The sequence below is a fragment of the Nocardia rhizosphaerihabitans genome (assembly GCF_014646295.1).
GTDB lineage: Bacteria > Actinomycetota > Actinomycetes > Mycobacteriales > Mycobacteriaceae > Nocardia > Nocardia rhizosphaerihabitans.
In genome coordinates this window covers 811,353-828,458 of the sequence record NZ_BMNE01000003.1, presented here as the reverse complement: position 1 = coordinate 828,458, position 17,106 = coordinate 811,353, and the positions used below count along the sequence as shown (strand labels likewise).

The 17,106-nt window shown below is 68.5% G+C and carries 20 protein-coding genes; 11 read left to right on the top strand and 9 right to left on the bottom strand.

The annotated features are described in order from the left end of the window. Position 1: 1 nt before the first annotated feature. Genes IEY60_RS16650 through IEY60_RS16635 form a run of 4 tightly spaced genes read left to right on the top strand, consistent with a single transcriptional unit; the run spans position 2 to position 3,725 of the window. The gene (locus tag IEY60_RS16650; protein WP_189029014.1) at positions 2 to 1,102 is read left to right on the top strand and encodes an MlaD family protein; all 1,101 of its coding nucleotides are present in this window, start codon (positions 2 to 4) and stop codon (positions 1,100 to 1,102) included. Continuing rightward, positions 1,099 to 2,175 (top strand): MlaD family protein, encoded by a 1,077-nt coding sequence (locus tag IEY60_RS16645; RefSeq protein ID WP_229739886.1) that lies wholly within the window; start codon positions 1,099 to 1,101, stop codon positions 2,173 to 2,175. Before IEY60_RS16650 ends, IEY60_RS16645 begins: the two co-directional genes overlap by 4 nt. Next, the gene (locus tag IEY60_RS16640; RefSeq protein WP_189029012.1) at positions 2,172 to 3,128 is read left to right on the top strand and encodes an MlaD family protein; all 957 of its coding nucleotides are present in this window, start codon (positions 2,172 to 2,174) and stop codon (positions 3,126 to 3,128) included. The genes IEY60_RS16645 and IEY60_RS16640 overlap by 4 nt, the downstream gene beginning before the upstream one ends. 18 nt (positions 3,129 to 3,146) lie before the next feature. Then, positions 3,147 to 3,725 carry a hypothetical protein gene (locus IEY60_RS16635; RefSeq protein ID WP_229739885.1) on the top strand — a complete coding sequence of 193 codons (579 nt, stop codon included), beginning with the start codon at positions 3,147 to 3,149 and terminating at the stop codon, positions 3,723 to 3,725. A 5-nt stretch (positions 3,726 to 3,730) separates the two neighbouring features. Here IEY60_RS16635 and IEY60_RS16630 read toward each other — a convergent pair whose 3' ends face one another. Continuing rightward, a complete protein-coding gene (locus IEY60_RS16630) occupies positions 3,731 to 3,877 on the bottom strand; it encodes a DUF1059 domain-containing protein (protein WP_189029009.1) in 147 nt (48 codons plus the stop codon). An 87-nt stretch (positions 3,878 to 3,964) separates the two neighbouring features. On the opposite strand from IEY60_RS16630, the gene IEY60_RS16625 reads away from it, so the two are divergent. Continuing rightward, positions 3,965 to 4,621 (top strand): class I SAM-dependent methyltransferase, encoded by a 657-nt coding sequence (locus IEY60_RS16625; protein ID WP_189029007.1) that lies wholly within the window; start codon positions 3,965 to 3,967, stop codon positions 4,619 to 4,621. Positions 4,622 to 4,628: 7 nt separating this feature from the next. Here the strand turns inward: IEY60_RS16625 and IEY60_RS16620 are convergent, their stop codons facing one another. From IEY60_RS16620 to IEY60_RS16595, 6 genes are all read right to left on the bottom strand, one after another. After that, positions 4,629 to 5,654: a prenyltransferase/squalene oxidase repeat-containing protein gene (locus IEY60_RS16620; RefSeq protein ID WP_189029005.1), complete on the bottom strand. Its 1,026-nt coding sequence runs from the start codon at positions 5,652 to 5,654 to the stop codon at positions 4,629 to 4,631. Continuing rightward, entirely contained in the window at positions 5,651 to 6,370 is a 720-nt protein-coding gene (locus IEY60_RS16615; protein ID WP_189029003.1) for a class I SAM-dependent methyltransferase, read from the bottom strand. The genes IEY60_RS16620 and IEY60_RS16615 overlap by 4 nt, the downstream gene beginning before the upstream one ends. Further along, a complete protein-coding gene (locus IEY60_RS16610; RefSeq protein WP_189029001.1) occupies positions 6,364 to 7,620 on the bottom strand; it encodes a glycosyltransferase family 4 protein in 1,257 nt (418 codons plus the stop codon). The genes IEY60_RS16615 and IEY60_RS16610 overlap by 7 nt, the downstream gene beginning before the upstream one ends. Then, a complete protein-coding gene (locus tag IEY60_RS16605; protein WP_189028999.1) occupies positions 7,620 to 8,876 on the bottom strand; it encodes a cytochrome P450 in 1,257 nt (418 codons plus the stop codon). Before IEY60_RS16605 ends, IEY60_RS16610 begins: the two co-directional genes overlap by 1 nt. A 41-nt stretch (positions 8,877 to 8,917) precedes the next feature. Continuing rightward, on the bottom strand, positions 8,918 to 10,270 hold the full coding sequence (gene cyp51 / locus IEY60_RS16600; RefSeq protein ID WP_189028997.1) for a lanosterol 14-alpha demethylase: 1,353 nt from the start codon (positions 10,268 to 10,270) through the stop codon (positions 8,918 to 8,920). Positions 10,271 to 10,371: 101 nt separating this feature from the next. Continuing rightward, positions 10,372 to 10,965 carry a TetR/AcrR family transcriptional regulator gene (locus IEY60_RS16595; protein ID WP_189028995.1) on the bottom strand — a complete coding sequence of 198 codons (594 nt, stop codon included), beginning with the start codon at positions 10,963 to 10,965 and terminating at the stop codon, positions 10,372 to 10,374. Between the two features lie 118 nt (positions 10,966 to 11,083). On the opposite strand from IEY60_RS16595, the gene IEY60_RS16590 reads away from it, so the two are divergent. The 5 genes from IEY60_RS16590 (at position 11,084) to IEY60_RS16570 (ending at position 15,252) form a co-directional block, all read left to right on the top strand. Beyond that, complete coding sequence (locus IEY60_RS16590; RefSeq protein WP_189028993.1) at positions 11,084 to 12,553, top strand: aldehyde dehydrogenase; 1,470 nt, start codon at positions 11,084 to 11,086, stop codon at positions 12,551 to 12,553. 31 nt (positions 12,554 to 12,584) lie between these two features. Beyond that, complete coding sequence (locus IEY60_RS16585) at positions 12,585 to 13,334, top strand: SDR family oxidoreductase (protein ID WP_189028991.1); 750 nt, start codon at positions 12,585 to 12,587, stop codon at positions 13,332 to 13,334. Beyond that, complete coding sequence (locus IEY60_RS16580; RefSeq protein ID WP_189028988.1) at positions 13,331 to 14,218, top strand: NAD(P)-dependent oxidoreductase; 888 nt, start codon at positions 13,331 to 13,333, stop codon at positions 14,216 to 14,218. Before IEY60_RS16585 ends, IEY60_RS16580 begins: the two co-directional genes overlap by 4 nt. Next, a complete protein-coding gene (locus IEY60_RS16575) occupies positions 14,215 to 14,595 on the top strand; it encodes a carboxymuconolactone decarboxylase family protein (RefSeq protein ID WP_189028986.1) in 381 nt (126 codons plus the stop codon). The genes IEY60_RS16580 and IEY60_RS16575 overlap by 4 nt, the downstream gene beginning before the upstream one ends. Positions 14,596 to 14,658: 63 nt before the next feature. Then, on the top strand, positions 14,659 to 15,252 hold the full coding sequence (locus IEY60_RS16570; protein ID WP_229739884.1) for a TetR/AcrR family transcriptional regulator: 594 nt from the start codon (positions 14,659 to 14,661) through the stop codon (positions 15,250 to 15,252). Positions 15,253 to 15,290: 38 nt separating this feature from the next. Here the strand turns inward: IEY60_RS16570 and IEY60_RS16565 are convergent, their stop codons facing one another. Next, complete coding sequence (locus IEY60_RS16565) at positions 15,291 to 15,848, bottom strand: TetR/AcrR family transcriptional regulator (RefSeq protein ID WP_189028984.1); 558 nt, start codon at positions 15,846 to 15,848, stop codon at positions 15,291 to 15,293. A 67-nt stretch (positions 15,849 to 15,915) separates the two neighbouring features. After that, positions 15,916 to 16,440, bottom strand: coding sequence for a hypothetical protein (locus IEY60_RS16560; RefSeq protein WP_189028982.1), 525 nt, complete (start codon positions 16,438 to 16,440; stop codon positions 15,916 to 15,918). An 80-nt stretch (positions 16,441 to 16,520) separates the two neighbouring features. On the opposite strand from IEY60_RS16560, the gene IEY60_RS16555 reads away from it, so the two are divergent. Next, on the top strand, positions 16,521 to 16,913 hold the full coding sequence (locus IEY60_RS16555) for a PPOX class F420-dependent oxidoreductase (RefSeq protein ID WP_189028980.1): 393 nt from the start codon (positions 16,521 to 16,523) through the stop codon (positions 16,911 to 16,913). Positions 16,914 to 17,106 lie beyond the last annotated feature (193 nt).

Genomic DNA, 17,106 nt, shown 5'->3' with positions numbered 1-17,106 from the left:
GATGAAGTCGATCCTGGGATCGCGGGGATTCATGTCGGTCGCCGTGGTGTTCACGCTCGTGCTGGCGGGTGCGCTCGGTCTGCGGCTGAGCACGCCGAGCCCGCCGATGCGCGGCTACTGCGCCGACATGCCCGACAGCATCGGGCTCTACGAGGGCAGCGCGGTCACCGTCATGGGCGTCCCGGTCGGCCGCGTCACCGACATCCGCATCGCCGGAGCGTCGGCCCGCGTCGAATTCACCGTCAGGGCCGACCGCAAGCTGCCACCCGATGTCGGGGCGGTGACAGTCAGCGACACCTTGATCGCCGATCGGCGGCTCGCGCTCATCGGCGCCGAACCGGCGGGACCCGGCCGCCCGCCGGGGGAGTGCATCACCAAGACGCTGACACCCAAGAGTCTGTCCCAGACCTTCGACGCCATCGCCGGACTGGCCGATCAGCTCAACGGCGCAGGAGATCCGGCGCAGCGCAACGCTTTCGGCGCAGGACTGGATGCCTTGGATCGTGCCACCGCGGGGTCGGGCGAGCAGATCAACGACATGATCATCGCCCTGAGCCGGGCACTGGCGGCACCCGACGCGGCGATCGGGCACCTCGGTCAGCTCCTCGACGCCCTCGCCGAACTCGCCCACCGAGCGCGCGGTGGCTGGTCGCAGGCCCAGACCACGGTCACCGGGCTGCCGCAGACGTTCGACGACATCGTCACCATCGCGTTCCCGCCCATCATCCAGATCGTTGCCACCCTCGCCGACCTGCTGCCACAGCTCAACGACGTGATCATGATGTTCGGCTCACCCGCCCTGCGCGCCCTGGACAGTGTCCCCGACCTGTCGCGCATGATCGCGGCAGGCGTCGCCTCGCTGGCCGACGTGATCGCGATGACCCCGGCCGTCGCCACCGGATTCGCCGGAGCGATCGACCCGGTGAGCGGACAGCTGAGCATCGGTTACGCACCACCGAAACTCGCACTCGCCCAGCAGGACACGATCCAGATCTGCGCGGCGGTGCAGGCCGTCACCGGTCAGCGATGCGAAGCCTCCGCCGACGGCACGGCGACGATTCCGGCGCTGCCGGTACTGCTGGCGGGGGTGAGCGCGCGATGACACGTCTCCGGCGCACCGCGGTCCACGGCATGCTGGTGCTCGCGATGATGTTCGCGGGCACCGGATGCGCGTTCCAGCCCGCCGATCTGCCGATGCCGGGTTCCGGTGTCGGCGGCCCGGCCTATCACCTGCGGATCGAGTTCGCCGATGTGCTCAATCTGCCGCAGGGCGCCAAGGTTATCGCGGCAGGCGTCCGGGTGGGCAGGCTGACCGGTGTCACCCTGGTCGACCCTGTCGCCGCCACCTCGGGGCCGGGCTATGTCGTGGCCGAGGTCGAGATCCGGCAGTCGGTGCAGCTGCCGGTGGGCACGACCGCCGTGCTGCGTCAGGAGACACCGCTCGGTGACGTGCACATCGCGCTGAGCGAACCGGCCGACGCGACCAGAGGCACCCTGAAACCCGGCGCGACCATCCCGCTGTCGGACACCACCCAGGCGCCCCCGATCGAGGACATCCTGGCCGGGCTGTCCACCTTCATCGGCAGCGGCGCGGTCAGCGACTTCCAGAGCATCATCCGCACGGCGAACGGCATCATGCCCGAGGACCCACGCGACACCGCGCGCATCGCAGGCATTCTGGGCGCCGACCTCACCGACCTGGGCACGCACCTGGGCTCGGTCGACGCCCTGCTCGACGGAATGGAAGCCACCGTCGAGGAAGGGATGCAGCAGAACCTGCCGATGCTCGACGAACTCCTCACCCCCTACGGTGTCGACCACACCACCGACGCCGTGAACGCTCAGATCGGCGTCATCTTCGTCCTGACGGCACTCGGGCCGGTCGCGCCCAGCGCGCAATGGCTCGGTCCGCTGCTGTCCTCGCTCGACGACACCACCCGCGCTGTGGTACCGATGCTGTTCGGCAGCAGCGTGTTCGACACCGGCTCGCCGTCGAACATGAAGACGCTCGTCGACCTGATCAACACCAAGCTCGTGCCCTTCGCGGCGCGCGGTCCGAAGGTGGACCTGGTGCACATCGGTATCGCCCCCACACCGGGCCAGACCGCGATCACCTCGGAGGAACACACCGCCCGCATCGTCGACACCCTGCGGATGATCGGAGCGGTGCGATGAATCTTCGTGCGGCGGTATCACTCTCCGCGATCGCGGCGGTCCTCGTTCTCGGCGTCGGGTACATGTCGGTCGGAGTGCTCGGCTTCGATCCGCGACAGAACTTCATCACCGCCGACATGCACCTGGACAACTCGGGCGGTCTCGGCCCGAACTCCCCGGTGCTGCTCGCCGGAGTCCGGGTGGGCCGGGTGGAGTCGGTGCGCACCCGATCGGCCGGTGTGCTGGTGCGCCTGCGGATCGACAGCAGGCATCGCATCCCGATGTCCAGCGGTGTCCGGATCGAACAGTTGTCGGCGCTCGGCGAGCCGTATATCGCCTTCGCGCCGGAATCCGATGCCGGGCCGTATCTGGAAAACGGACAGGTCGTGCCGACGAACCGAATTCAGCTGCCGATGACGATCACAGCCCTGTCCGCCAAGCTGGTCGCCCTGCTCGACCAGATCCGGCCCGAGGCGATCGCGAACCTGGTGGACACCTTCGACCGCGCGCTCGCAGGCACCGACACGGCGATGCAGACGCTGCAGCGGTCCTCGAACCTGCTCGCCGCCACGCTGCTCAGCCGCACCGACGCCATCCGCCGCCTGTTCGCCGACATGCAAGCACTGGGCGCCGACATGGACTGGCTCGGACCGTCCTTGGGCGCGGCGGGCCCGAAGTTCGGCGAGTTCGGCGTCACGCTGAGCGCCATCGTCGAATCGGGGTCGGTGCTCGTCGAAAGCCGTCCGCTCGACGACTACGTCACCGGCGACGGACTCGTCCCGTTCCTCGCCCGGCTGACGGACCTGATCAACGAGATCGGGCCGAGCATCGCCCCGCTGGGACAACTCCTGGGACCGGTGGTGACCGACGCCGTGGCGCGGGCACCCGCCCTCGACATCAGCACCCTGATCGACCAAGCCCTGCAGAGCGTGGGCGCCGACGGCACCGTGCATTTCCGCATCGCCGTCAAGTAGCCCGACGAAGGACAGAACATGAGCACAGCGACCGCCGAAGCCGCCACCACGACCGACACCGGCGACCGGCAGCCGCGCACGGTGTCGTTCCGGCTCTCGACCGTCCTGGTGGTCGTCACCATCGCGGTACTCGCGACCGCGGCCGTGACATTCGCGTCGCTATACCTCTCGGCGCGGTCGACGATCGCCGAGCGCGACGCCCGCGTGGCCGACCACCGGCACGCGGAGCAGATCGCGACGGACTACGGCGTCGGCGCGTCGACCATCGACTACCGCGACGTCGCCGCGTGGTTCGGCCGGCTGCGATCCGGCACCAGCCCGCAATTGGCCGCGAAGTTCGAGGCCACCGCACCGCAGCTCGAACAGATTCTGCTGCCCCTGCAGTGGACCTCGACGGCGACTCCGCTGTCGGCGACCGTCACCTCGGAGTCCGGCGGAATCTACAAGGTCAACGCGTACTTCACCGTGGTCTCCACGAGCGCGCAGACGCCCGGTGGATCGGCGACCACCGTCACCTATTCGCTGACCATCGACCGCAATGCGGGGTGGCAGATCACCGAGGTCGGCGGGCTGCAGAACACGCTGCCGGCGAAATAGCCGGATCAGTAGGCGATGAAGAGGATCTCGTCGCGGGTGTAGTCGTGGTCGGGATGGTTCTCGCGGAGGTGCGCCTGGGTCTGCGTGACCAGGTGGTCTTCGTCGACGCCGGTGATCAGGGCTCCGCAGGGGCAGTTGAGGCGGGTCTTCATCGGTGTTCTCCTGTGCGGTTCGACGTGTCCGGCGATCTGCTGGACAGTAGTCCGGATTGTATTCCAGTTCCTGTGTTAGCGTGAGGCATGGGACCTGTAGACGAGATTTCCGCCGAGGCCGGTGCCCTGTTCGCCCTCGCCGAGCAGGTCACCGGATTCATGCCTGCGGAGGAGGGGCGCGCGCTGTACGCGGCCGCCCGCGACTACGTCGGCACCGGAACCATCATGGAAATCGGCACCTACTGTGGCAAGTCGGCGATCTACCTGGGCGCCGCTGCCAGGGAAACCGGCGCCACGGTGTTCACCGTCGATCACCATCGCGGTTCCGAGGAGCATCAGCCGGGCTGGGAGTATCACGACACCACGCTGGTCGACCCGGAGACCGGCGTCTTCGACACCGTGACGGCCTTCCGGCGCACCATGGTTCGCGCCGGCCTGACCGATACCGTCATCGCGATCATCGGTTCCTCCTCGGCCGCCGCGCGCATCTGGCGGACACCGCTGCGCATGCTGTTCGTCGACGGCGGGCACACCGAGGAGGCGGCCCAGCGCGACTACGACAACTGGGTGCACTGGGTGGCAGGCGGTGGGCTGCTGGCGATCCACGACGTCTTCCCCGATCCGGCCGACGGTGGCCGCGCCCCGTTCAACATCTATCGCCGCGCCCTCGACAGCGGAAAGTTCCGCGAACTGTCCGTGACCGGCTCCCTGCGGATCCTGCAGCGCACCGCCGCCTGCACCTGACCCGAGGTCAGTCGCAGCCGCCGTCGCGGAAGATGCCGTTGGCGGCCGAGGTTCGGCTGAGCGCGTCGGCCGCCAGCACGACCGCCGCCGCGGTCCAGGTGGTGCGCTCCTCCGGCCAGCGTTTGCCGTCGGTGAAGACCAGTCCGGTCCAGTAGGAACCGTCGGAGTCGCGCAGATGCTGTACATCGGTGAAGAGTCTAGTGGCCGTGACGGTTTCGCCGATGGCGTCGAGGGCGAGCACCAGTTCGCAGGTCTCCGCGCCGGTGACCCATGGTGCGTCGGACACGCACCGGATGCCGAGGTCGGGGACGACGAACTCGTCCCAGTGCCGGGCGATCCGCTCCTGGGCCGCCGTGCCGCGCACCGCGCCGCCCAGGATCGGGTAGTACCAGTCCATCGAGTAGCGGCTCTTGTCCAGGAACGCCTCCGGGTGATGGCGTAGAGCCTGGCCGAGCCGCCGGCGCGCCGCCACCCAGTCCGGGCGGGGGTCGCCCATCCGCTCGGCGAGCGTCACCGCGCAACCCAGACTGTGATAGATGCTCGAGCATCCGGTCAGGAGTGCTTCGCCGGAGGTCCCCGATTCGTTGGCGGACCAGTGGATCTCGCCGTGGGTGCCCACTTGCAGGCTGAGCACGAAGTCGATCCCGGCGCGGACGGTCGGCCACAGCTCGGCGGCGAACCCGGTGTCGCCGGTGATCGTGAGCGCGTGCAGCACACCTGTCGCGAGGTAGGCGCAGAAGTTGGCGTCGGCGTCATGGTTCTCGACCACGCCTTGGCGCACCTGCATCGGCCACGAGCCGTCCGAGCGCTGCGATTTCGCGGACCAGATGTAGGCCTCGCGTGCCTCGTCCCACAATCCGGCCACCGTCAGCGCCATCGCGGACTCGATGTGATCCCACGGATCGGTGTGGCCACCGGTGAACCAGGGGATCGCGCCGTCGGGTTCCTGTGCGGCGGCGATGGTTTCGGCGGTGCGGCGGATCTCCCGCGATGAGACGGCGCCGGGAACGGCCGGTAGGTCGGTGGCCATCACCGGACCGTCGGCTTCGTGAAGTAGAGGGCCACCGACTTGCCCACCAGCGGATTCAGCAGCCGTTCCGTCGTGCGGGTCAGCGCGGGCGCGGACATCATGTCCCACACCAGCAGACGGTGGTAGGCGCGCACAAGGGGGTTGTCGTCGTCGCGTACGCCCACCGCGCACTTGAGCCACCAGTACGGCGAGTGCAGCGCGTGCGCGAAATCCTGGTGGTCGTAGCGCAGGCCGTGCGCGGTGATCTTGTCGCGGAGCTCGTCGGCGCGATAGATCCGGACATGGCCGCCCTCGTTGGCGTGATACTCGTCCGACAACGCCCAGCAGATGCGTTCGGGCAGCCAGCGCGGCACCGTGACAGCCAGCGAGCCACCGGGTTTGACCACCCGTGCCAGCTCGGCGACGGCCCGGTCGTCCTCGGGGACGTGCTCGAGGATCTCCGAGGCGATGACCACGTCGAATTCGCCGTCACCGTAGGGCAGATCGAGGGCGTCGCCGCGCACCGTCTCGGCTTTCGCGAACTCCGGTGCCTCAGCCGCCGCGGCCATGGCCTCGAACATGACGTCCACGTCCGCCAGATCGGCGGCGTTCTGGTCGAAGGCCACGACGTCGGCGCCACGACGGTAGGCCTGGAACGCGTGCCGTCCCGCGCCGCAGCCGACGTCGATCACCCGCGTTCCCGGGCCTACGCGCAGGCGGTCGAAGTCGACGGTCAGCATGGGGTCACCTGTCGGTTGGGGGAGTCGGGGGAGTGGTAGCGCTCGATCGCGCGCTCGTAGACGGCGACGGTCTGCGCGGCGACGGCCGCCCAGCTGAACAGGTCGAGGACCCGCCTGCGGCCCGCCGCACCCATCCGCTCCCGCCGGTCCGGGCTGTCGAGGAGTTCGCCCAGTACCCGGGTCAGCGCGTCGACGTCGCCGGGTTCGATCAGTTCCGCGCAGTCGCCGACCACCTCGGGCAGCGCACCGGCCCGGCTGGCGACCAGCGGGGTCCCACTCGCCATCGCCTCGACCGCGGGCAGCGAAAACCCTTCGTACATAGAGGGAATGCATGCGATCTCGGCGGAGGCGAGCAGCTCCGCCAGCTGTTCGTCGCTGACTCCGCTGACGGGTGTGACGATATCGGCGAGGCCGAGTTCGGCGATCAGCTTCTCGGTCGGCCCGTTCGGCTCGAGCTTGGCGACCAGGCTGAGCTCGACCTCGTGGTGATGACGCAGCCGGGCAAGGGCATTGAGCAGATGCGCGATGCCCTTGAGCGGCTTGTCGGCACTGGCGACCGCGACGATCCGCCCGCGTACCCGGGGCGTTTCGCGGGGCCGGAACAACGTGGTGTCCACGCCGAGGGGGACGGTGCGCAACTGGCCGGGCGCCACCCCGAAGTCCTCGGCGATGTCCGCCGCGGACGAGGAGGACACGGTGATCAGGTCCGGGATCTGACGTGCCACCTGCTGTTGCATGCCGAGGAACCCGTACCAGCGCCGGACGAAAGGCCGCCGCCGCCACGGGGTCGCGGCGAGGTCCACCGCCCGGTCACGGGTGATCGGGTGATGGACCGTCGCGACCAGCGGTAGCAGGCGGGCGATGTCGAGCAGGCCGTAGCCGAGGCACTGGTTGTCGTGCACGACGTCGAAATCCTGTGCGCGCGTGGCCAGCAGCCGGGCGGCACGCAGGCTGAACGTGCGGGGCTCGGGGAAACCCGCGGTCCACATGGTGGCGAGCTCGAGCAGGTCGATCCGGTCGCGGATCTCGCGGGGATGCGGCGTGCGGAACGGATCGTCGTCACGGTAGAGGTCCAGGCTCGGCACCTCGGTGAGCCGCACCCGGGGATCGAGGTCCTCGGGATAGGGCTGACCGGAGAACACCTCGACCTGATGGCCGAGCTCGACGAGCCCCTGGCTCAGGTACCGGATGTACACCCCTTGCCCACCGCAGTGGGCTTTGCTCCGGTAGGACAGCAAGGCGATCCGCATCAGCGCGCCCCGGTCCCGTAGTCGACCTGCCAATGTTTGATGCCGTTGATCCAGCCCGATCGCAATCGCTGCGGCTCGGCCACCTGGGTCAGGTTCGGCATGGCCTCGGCGATGGCATCGAAGATCAGACCGATCTCGAGCCGGGCCAGATTCGCGCCGACACAGAAGTGCGCGCCGGTGCCGCCGAAGCCAAGATGTGGGTTGGGGTCGCGCAGGATGTCGAAGCGGAACGGCTGCTCGAAGGCGTCTTCGTCGAAATTGGCTGAGCTGTAGAACAATCCGACCCGATCGCCCGCGCGGATCCGCTGTCCACCGAGCTCGGTGTCCGCGGTCGCGGTGCGCTGGAACACCGTCACCGGCGTCGCCCATCGCACGATCTCGTCGGCCGCGGTGGCGGGACGGTGCTGTCGGTAGAGCTCCCACTGCTCCGGATGGTCGACGAAGGCTTTCATGCCGTGGGTGATGGCATTGCGGGTGGTCTCGTTGCCCGCCACCGCGAGCAGGATGACGAAGAACCCGAACTCGTCCGAGCCCAGCGCCTCCCCGTCGAGATCGGCGTGCACGAGCCGGCTGACGATGTCGTCGCGCGGGTCGGTGCGGCGCTGTTCGGCCATGTTCCAGGCGTAGCCGAGGATCTCCATCGCCGCGGTCGAGGAGGAATCGGTGGTCGTGGCATCGCCGTATTCGGGGTCGTCGTAGTTGAGCATCTGGTTCGACCAGTCGAACAGCTTGCGCCGATCCTGCTGCGGGACACCGAGGAGCTCGGCGATGGCCTGCAACGGCAGCTCGCACGCCACCTGCTCGACGAAGTCGCCGCCGCCCGTCTTCGCGGCCGCGTGCACGATGGCGGCCGCCCGCTCGGCCAGGGCCGCGCGCAGCCCCTCGACCGCGCGCGGCGTGAAGCCCTTGGCGACGATGCGCCGGATCTTGGTGTGCTTGGGCGGGTCCATGTTCAGCAGCAGCGCGCCGGTGAGCTCGATCTGCTCGGGCGTCACCTCACCGGGCAGCCGGATGACCGAGCCCTTGCGCTGCGAGGAGAACAGGTCGGGATTGCGTGAGATCTCTTTGATGTCTTCGTGTTTGGTGACCACCCAGTAGCCGCCGTCACGGAAGCCGCCCGACTGCGCGTCGGTCTGCGGGTTCCACCAGACCGGTGCGGTCCGGCGCAGTTCGGCGAATTCCTGGACGGGGTTGCGGGTTTCCCAGAGTGCCGGATCGGTGAAATCGAATCCGGCGGGTAGCGACGGCGCTGACACGTTTCCTCCTGGAGGCCGACGACGGTGTGGACCCGGGGCGTTCAGCGGTGCCTGCGGCGGTAGCGGACGCGGCAGGGCTGTTGCAGCTGGACGACCATCTTGGAATGGTCGTTGCGGTAGGTGTCCGACGGCTGCGCCAGTTCGAATTCCCAGTCCCGCAGCAGGATCGAGAAGATGGCCTTGAGCTGCATGAGCGCGAACGGCGCCCCGACGCAGCGATGCCTGCCCGCGCCGAAGGGGATCCAGGTCCACCGGTTGACGATGTCGTCTTGGCGCGGATCGAGATAGCGGCCGGGATCGAAGGCGTCCGGGTCGGGAAAATCCTCCGGAATCCGGTTGGAGATCGCGGGCGTTGCGGCCACCATGTCACCCGGTGCGATCCGGTGCCCGCACACCTCGAACTCACCGCGCGCCAGGCGCATGAGCACGATCAGCGGCGGATGCAGTCGCAGGCTCTCCTTGAGCGCGGCTTCCAGATACGGAATCTGGCGCAGCGCATGGTGACTGACCTCCGACCCGTCGGCATACAGCTCGTCGAGTTCGGTGACGACATCGCGCAGCGTCTCGGGATGGCGCAGCAGTTCGATGATCGTCCAGGCCGCGGTCCCCGAGGTGGTGTGATGACCGGCGAACATCATCGAGATGAAGATGCCGGTGATCTCGCTCGCCGGGAATCGCGGGCCGCCGTCCTCGTCCGTGACCGACATCAGCACATCGAGCATGTCGCGTTCGGCCTTGCCGGTCGGCGGGTTGGCCGCCCGCTGATCCATGATCGCCTGCACCAGCTCGACCAGCGCCGCCCGAGCGGCATCGCGCCGGGCGAAACTCTCGATCGGCGCATACGGGTCGACGTAAGCCAGCGCGTCCGTGCCCTGCTCGAGTTCGTGATAGAGGTGCGCGAAGCGAGCATCGAGCTGATTGCGGAACTTCACGCCGATCAGGCAGGCCGAGGAGGTGTAGATGGTCAGCTCCGCGAAGAACTCGAGCAGATCGATCTCGTCCTCGTCGTCCCAGCCCGCGATCATCCGATCGACCTCGCGGGAAATCGTCCCCGCGTGCCCGCGCATATGGTCCGCGCGCAGCGCCTGATTGTGCAGCATCTCCTTGCGCCGTTCGGGCGGCGCGTCGAAAACCACCCCCTCACCGAAGATCGGCTTCATGAACGGGTAGGCCGCGCCCTGATCGAGATCGTCGTCTCCGGCCCGGAAGAAGAACTCGTTGGCCTCGGCCCCGGACAGCAGAACGACAGTGCGTCCCGCGAGCTCGAACGTCCCGACATCACCACATTCGGCACGCACCCGCCGCATGAGCGCGATCGGATCGGTACGGAACTCTGCCAGGTGCCCGTGCTCGTCTTCGCCTCCGGACACGCGCCGCGGTATGACCAGCGTCATTGGGGAATCCTTCCGGAACACTGTCCAGATATTTAATGGACACGTGTCTGGACAGTACTACGGTTGACGCTGTGCGACAAGGAGTGGCGGAGCCGGACGTGCTAGTCGCCGACCGCCGGATCGGCGAGCATCCGGCGGGCGCAGACCTCGAGCAGGTCGGCCACTTCCGCGTAGGAGAGCAGGCCCATGCCGCCCTGGAGTAGTGCGCCGGAGTACAGAAGTTCCAGCGCTGCAAGCTGTTCCGGGTCCTTCGTGCCGAGGGCTTGCGCGAGTCGGTGCCGGATCTCCTTGCCGATACGCAACCGCAGGTGCTGTACGTCGGGATCGTCGCCGAGCAGGGCGCTGCTGACGGCGCCTGCCAGTGCGGGTTCGTCGGCCACCAGCATCGAGACTTGCCGCAGGACGGCGACCACCCGCGTGGTCGGGTCGGCGTCGCTGTCGTCCAGGGGTGGCATGGCGACGAGGCGACGCCAGAAGACCTCGGAGATGAGGTGCTCTTTGGAGGAGAAGTATGTGTAGGCGGTGGCGGTGCCGACGCCGGCCGCCGCGGCGACGAGCCGGATCGTGGTGCCGGAGTAGCCCTCCCTGGACAGCACCTCGACCGCTGCCACGGTGAGGCGGTCCACGGTATCGGCCTGTTTCTCGGTCAAGCGTCGTCGAGTTGCTTCGATGCCGGTAGGCGCGATTTCGGACATGTGTCTGGATGCTACTACAGCCTGGTGTATGGACAAATCGCCGCGCTGACCCTTGCGCCTGTTCTAGACTCCGAACTATATTCCGTACACCTGTCCAGACATGTATCGGAGCCTTGCTATGAATGGCCTCGTCCCTGCCGAAGGCACGCCCCTGCTGATCGGCGGCAAGCTGATCCCGGGTGGCTCCGGCGTCTTCGCGACGATCAACCCGGCGACCGAGGAGGTGCTCGGCTACGCCGCCGACGCCTCGGCCGACGACATGGACGCCGCCATCGGTGCGGCGCGCACCGCCTTCGACGAGACCGAATGGTCGCGCGACCCCGCGTTCCGCGCCCACTGCCTGCGGCAATTGCGTGACGTCCTGGGCGAACACCTCGAGGAGCTGCGGGCGATCACGATCGCCGAGGTCGGCACCCCGGTCATGCTCACCAGCGGACCGCAGCTGGAAGGCCCGATCGCCGATCTGTCCTATGCCGCCGATCTGGCCGAGAACTACACGTGGGAAACAGATCTCGGCACCAGGGACCTGATGGGAGTCGCCAGCCGCCGGGTGATCCGGCGCGAGGCCGTCGGTGTCGTCGGCGCGATCACGCCGTGGAACTTCCCGCACCAGATCAACCTGGCCAAGATCGGTCCCGCACTCGCCGCAGGAAACACCGTCGTGCTCAAGCCCGCACCTGATACACCGTGGTGCGCAGCGGTTCTCGGCCCGCTCATCGCCGAGCACACCGACATCCCCGCGGGCGTGATCAATATCGTCACCTCCGCCGATCACGGCATCGGCGCACAGCTGGTCGACGATCCGCGCGTCGACATGATCACCTTCACCGGGTCGACCAGGACCGGTCGCTTGGTGATGGCAGGCGCCTCGGCCACCCTCAAGCGCACCTTCCTCGAACTCGGCGGCAAGTCGGCGGCGGTCGTGCTCGACGACGCCGACATCGCGGCGGCCGCGAGCTACACCGCGTTCACCGTCGCCGTTCACGCCGGCCAGGGCTGCGCCCTCACCACCCGGCTGCTGGTGCCGCGCGCCGCCTACGACGCCGCGGTCGCCGCGGCGGCCGGGACGCTGTCCGGGCTGGCGGCCGGTGATCCGACGAACGCTGGAACCGTCTGCGGGCCGGTCATTTCCGCGCAGCAGCGCGCCCGGGTGGAGCGCTACCTCGAGATCGCCGAAGCCGAGGGTGGGCAGATCGTGGTCGGCGGTGGCAGGCCGGCGAACCAGGACCGTGGCTTCTTCATCGAGCCGACGCTCATCAGCGGACTCGGCAATACCGCGACCGTCGCGCAGGAGGAGATCTTCGGGCCGGTGCTCGTCGTGATTCCGCACGACGGCGACGACGACGCGATCAGGCTGGCCAACGAATCGCCCTACGGTCTGTCGGGTTCGGTCTGGGGCACCGATCCGGATCGCGTGGAGCGAGTGGTCGCGGGAGTGCGGACCGGGACGCTGAGCGTCAACGGCGGGCTCTGGTACCACGCCGACGCGCCGTTCGGCGGCTACAAGCAGTCCGGCATCGGCCGGGAGATGGGCGTCGCGGGCTTCGAGGAATATCTCGAGACCAAGCTCGTCGCCACTCCCGCCTGACACCGACACCATTCACAGGAGCTGAACAACCATGGCACGTTTCACCGGTCGCACCGCGATCGTCACCGGCGCGGCACAGGGCATCGGCGCGGTCTACGCCGGCGCACTCGCCGCTGAGGGGGCCAATGTCGTCGTCGCCGATCTCAATGCCGAGCGCGGAGCCGAGGTCACCGCGAAGATCGTCGCCGAGGGTGGCACCGCCGCCTTCTGCCGCGTCGACGTTTCCGATCCCGAATCCGCCGTAGCGCTGGCCGAATTCACCGTCGCCGAGTTCGGCGCCATCCATCATCTGGTGAACAACGCCGCGATCTACGGCGAGATGAAGCTCGACCTGCTGCTCACCGTGCCGTGGGACTACTACAAGAAGTTCATGGGCGTGAACTTCGACGGCGCGCTCAATGTGACGCGCGCGGTGTGGAAGCCGATGATGGCGGCGGGCGGCGGTTCCATCGTCAACCAATCCTCCACTGCCGCCTGGCTGTACTCCGGGTTCTACGGCCTGGCCAAGGTCGGGATCAACGGGCTCACCCAGCAGCTGGCGACCGAGCTCGGCGGTTCGAAGATCCGGGTGAACGCCATCGCGCCCGGCCCGATCGACACCGAGGCCACCCAGACCGTCACGCCAGGAAACCTGGTGAAGGAGATGGTGTCCCGCATTCCGATCAAGCGGATGGGCACGCCGCAGGACCTCGTCGGCGCCTGCCTGTACCTGCTCTCGGACGACGCGAGCTGGGTCACGGGACAGATCCTGAATGTCGACGGCGGGCAGATCATCCGATGACGACCGAAACGGACTGTCTCCCGGTCGGATTCATCGGACTGGGCAATATGGGCACGCCGATGGCCCGGCGACTGCTGCAGTGGCCGGGCGGTCTCACCGTCTGTGACGTCCGCGCCGAGGCCACCGCGCCGTTCGTCGAGGCGGGTGCGCGGGCGGTCGCCGATCCGGCGGCGCTGGCGACGGACGCGCGGGTCATCTGCGTGACGGTGGTGGACGACGCGCAGGTGCGGGAGGTCGTCACCGGCCCGGCGGGCATTCTGCGCACCGCGGTGCCCGGCACCGTCGTCGCGGTGCATTCGACCATCGGCGACCGGACCGCGGAGGAACTCGCCGCGCGATGCGCCGAGCAGGGGGTCGATTTCGTCGATGCGCCGGTCAGCGGTGGCGCGCCCGGCGCCACCCACGGCAGCCTGGCCGTGATGGTCGGCGGCAGCGCTGCCGCGGTGGACCGGATCAGGGCGCCGTTCGGGTGCTTCGCCGACCTGATCGTGCACGCCGGCGAGGTCGGCGCGGGCACGCGAATGAAGCTGGCGCGCAATCTGTTGCACTTCATCTCGTTCACCGCCGCCACCGAGGCCCAGCGCCTGGCCGATGCCGCCGGGCTCAGTCTCACCGCGCTCGGCAAGGTGGTCCGCCACTCCGACGCGGTGACCGGCGGACCGGGCGCGATCATGCTGCGCGACACCACCGCACCGCTGGACCCCGACGACTTCTGGTTCCCCATCCTCGGCCATGTGCGCGACCTCGGCGAGAAGGACCTGTCCCTTGCCCTGGAACTCGGTGACCGGCTCGGGGTCGATCTACCGCTCGCGCAACTCGCCATCGTCCGGCTTGCCGGTGGGCTCGGCGTCGCCGGTTCCGTGCTCGACAAGGAGACATCATGACCACCAACGGAAATACCCCGACCGATGCCAGGCAGCGTGGGCTGGCCAAGATGAGCGAGGTCTACGGCTGGGACTTCTCCGACGGCCCCGGTGACTACTTCGCGGTCACCGCCGACCACCTGTTCGGCGAGATCTGGTCGCGCCCCGCGCTGACCGTGCGGGAACGGCGACTGCTGCTGCTCGGCGCGCTGACCGCGCAGGGGCATCTGGATATCGCCGAGATCCAGATCGGGGCGGCGCTGCGCAACGGTGAGCTGTCGGAGGAGCAACTCCGCGAGATCGCGCTGTTCCTGTGCCATTACGTGGGGTGGCCCGCCGGCACGAAGCTCGACGGCGCCGTCGGCAAGGTAGTCGCGCAGGAACGCCGCAAGAAGTAGCCGACGGCGCCGGCACGGTGTGGTCGGACGACGGCGCTGGATCGCCGAGTAGCATCCAGACGCATGTCCGAAAGCGATTCCATCAGCCTCGAAGCGACCCGGCGGCGTTTGACCGACAAGCAGGCCGACACGGTCGACCGGCTCACCAAGGCCGCGCTGCGGGTGCTGGCCCGCGACGGCTTTTCCGGCATGACGATCCGGCTGGTCGCGGCCGAGGCCGGCGTCGGCACGGCGACCGCGTACACCTACTTCTCGTCCAAGGAACACCTGGTCGCCGAGATCTTCTGGCGGCGGCTGCTCGCTTCGCGGTCACCTGCCAGCGAGGATCCGGACTCGACCGTGCGTGTCCTCGCCGAGCTCCGCAATATCGCTTTGCTGGTAGCCGACGAACAGGAGCTGTCGGGCGCGGTGACCAGCGCGCTGCTCGGAGGCGACCCGGATGTCGAGCACCTGCGCACCCGCATCGGGATCGAGATCCGCGGCAGGATCGCGCGAGCACTCGGCCCGGACGCCGACGAAGAAGTGATCGAATGGCTCGAAATGATCTACGCGGGGGCGCTGGTGCGGGCCGGGATGGGCTACGAGTCGTACTCCAAGATTGCCGACCGGATCGAGCGGGCCGCCCTGCGGATTCTGCAGAGCCCGGCTGCCGATTGATCTGATTCGGCGGTCACGTTCAGTTGCCATGCGTGTGCTCACAGGAGGTGACGTACGGCTTCGACGATCGCGCGGCGGCGGTCGTCGGTGCTCTCGGCCTCGGTCGCGGAGGCCGGCATGCTGGTGGCGTTGCTCGGGTTCCACGCAAGAGCAATGCTCAGAACGAGGGTCAGCAGCGCTGTGGGGGAGAAGTCGGAGCCTAGACCGCTCTCCTTCTGCACTGCGGCAAGCGCTTCCAGCTTTGCCTCGCGCGCCGGCGACGTGCCGGCCGGGTCCCGGTCGGGACGTTCCAGGCGGTGCCAGGTGGCTAGTCGGATGACCTCGGGGTGCTGCTGGCAGTAGTCGAAGATCTGTCCCGCGTATTCGGGGAGGTTGTCGGGGGTGAAGGGGACCGAGTCCAGGCCGTGGGTGACGTGGGCGTCGAGGACCGCGTCGAAGAGTTGCTCCTTGCTGCAGAAATAGACGTAGATGAGGTTCTTGTTGGCCGCCGCCGTCTTGGCGATCCGGTCCACCCGGGCTCCGGCGATTCCGTACATGGCGAACTCGTCGGTGGCGGCCTGGAGGATGCGGGCCTTGGTGGCGTCGGCTCGGGACATAGGGGCCATCGTATTGGGACCAACTAGTTAGTTGCGCGCTCCTGGGGTGCCCCGTCAGTCCGCCGTGTCAGCCGATCCCGAAGACGGCGAAGGCTGCATCCGACGCGAACAGCAGCACCGTGCACCACAGGGCGATCCCGGTCATCAGTGCGCGGATCAGCCGCCAGCGGGGGATGCCCAGCGCGGCACCGAGCAGGGCTGAGCCCCAGGTGCCGAAGAGGGCGGGTCCCGCGATACCGAAACCCACCACGCCGTACCGGTCGAGGACCCGCCGTGCCCGTCGCCCCGCGCGGCCGGAGAGGCGGGCGTCGTCGGCGGGCGTGCCTCCGAGAGCCGCACCGACGGCGAATGCGCCGTCCGCGCCCTTCGCCGAACCGGCTGGTACTGCGGCCGAATTCCGGCGGGCACGCCAGGACTGCCAGTGCAGCCGGACGCGTTCCATGGCGAACACCGCGAAGACGACACAGCACGCCGCCCCCAGCAGCACCGCGAACAGCGCGACCGGGCCAGGCAGGGAGAGCGAGAGGCCGATGGGGACCGCGGGGGTGCCGAGCGCAAAGCCTGCGAGCAGGGTCCAAACGAATCGCCCCATACGGATTCCTTTCAGCTGCATCGTGCACCGTTGAGCGGCTCCGACGACCACTTACTTTACTAACTGGTTAGTATCTTTCCATGGAACACATCGACACGGTGCTGAACGAGTTGGCGGCCGGCAAGTACCTACTCCTCACCACGTTCCGCCGGGACGGTAGGGCGGTCCCTACCCCGGTCTGGGTGATGCGCGACGGCCAGGCGCTGGCGGTGTGGAGCGCGGCGGACACCGGCAAGGTGAAGCGGATCCGCAACGGGGGCCGGGTGACGGTCGCCTCCTGCGACTGGCGCGGCAAGCCGCTCGGCGCCTCCGTACCTGGATGCGCCGAGGTGCTGGCGCCGGACGCCAGTGCGCACTTCATCGTTCTGATGAAGCGCAAGTACGGGCTGGCCGCTCGGGTCGGACTGCTGGGCAGCATGCTGCGCGGGGGCTCCGAGCGCATGGCCGGCATTCGGATCCGTCTGGACGGGTAACTATGCGGTTGGTTGCTGCGACGGCGGTGCCATGGTCGGGATCGGGGGAATGGGGTCTGGGCTCGGGCCGGGTGGGGCCGGGTCAGGGGCAGGCCCGGGTGGGACCGGTGCGGGGGGAACGGGGTCGGGGCGGGGCGGGGGAGGCTGGGCGGGCTCCGGTGGTGTCGGCGGAATGGGTTCCGGCGGGTTGGGG

Bases quoted from the DNA above. Each gene is read 5' to 3' on its own strand.
- IEY60_RS16650 (WP_189029014.1), top strand. From the start codon at position 2: ATGAAGTCGATCCTGGGATCGCGGGGATTCATGTCGGTCGCCGTGGTG.
- IEY60_RS16645 (WP_229739886.1), top strand. From the start codon at position 1,099: ATGACACGTCTCCGGCGCACCGCGGTCCACGGCATGCTGGTGCTCGCG.
- IEY60_RS16640 (WP_189029012.1), top strand. From the start codon at position 2,172: ATGAATCTTCGTGCGGCGGTATCACTCTCCGCGATCGCGGCGGTCCTC.
- IEY60_RS16635 (WP_229739885.1), top strand. From the start codon at position 3,147: ATGAGCACAGCGACCGCCGAAGCCGCCACCACGACCGACACCGGCGAC.
- IEY60_RS16630 (WP_189029009.1), bottom strand. From the start codon at position 3,877: ATGAAGACCCGCCTCAACTGCCCCTGCGGAGCCCTGATCACCGGCGTC.
- IEY60_RS16625 (WP_189029007.1), top strand. From the start codon at position 3,965: ATGGGACCTGTAGACGAGATTTCCGCCGAGGCCGGTGCCCTGTTCGCC.
- IEY60_RS16615 (WP_189029003.1), bottom strand. From the start codon at position 6,370: ATGCTGACCGTCGACTTCGACCGCCTGCGCGTAGGCCCGGGAACGCGG.
- IEY60_RS16610 (WP_189029001.1), bottom strand. From the start codon at position 7,620: ATGCGGATCGCCTTGCTGTCCTACCGGAGCAAAGCCCACTGCGGTGGG.
- cyp51 (WP_189028997.1), bottom strand. From the start codon at position 10,270: ATGACGCTGGTCATACCGCGGCGCGTGTCCGGAGGCGAAGACGAGCAC.
- IEY60_RS16595 (WP_189028995.1), bottom strand. From the start codon at position 10,965: ATGTCCGAAATCGCGCCTACCGGCATCGAAGCAACTCGACGACGCTTG.
- IEY60_RS16590 (WP_189028993.1), top strand. From the start codon at position 11,084: ATGAATGGCCTCGTCCCTGCCGAAGGCACGCCCCTGCTGATCGGCGGC.
- IEY60_RS16585 (WP_189028991.1), top strand. From the start codon at position 12,585: ATGGCACGTTTCACCGGTCGCACCGCGATCGTCACCGGCGCGGCACAG.
- IEY60_RS16580 (WP_189028988.1), top strand. From the start codon at position 13,331: ATGACGACCGAAACGGACTGTCTCCCGGTCGGATTCATCGGACTGGGC.
- IEY60_RS16575 (WP_189028986.1), top strand. From the start codon at position 14,215: ATGACCACCAACGGAAATACCCCGACCGATGCCAGGCAGCGTGGGCTG.
- IEY60_RS16570 (WP_229739884.1), top strand. From the start codon at position 14,659: ATGTCCGAAAGCGATTCCATCAGCCTCGAAGCGACCCGGCGGCGTTTG.
- IEY60_RS16565 (WP_189028984.1), bottom strand. From the start codon at position 15,848: ATGTCCCGAGCCGACGCCACCAAGGCCCGCATCCTCCAGGCCGCCACC.
- IEY60_RS16560 (WP_189028982.1), bottom strand. From the start codon at position 16,440: ATGGGGCGATTCGTTTGGACCCTGCTCGCAGGCTTTGCGCTCGGCACC.
- IEY60_RS16555 (WP_189028980.1), top strand. From the start codon at position 16,521: ATGGAACACATCGACACGGTGCTGAACGAGTTGGCGGCCGGCAAGTAC.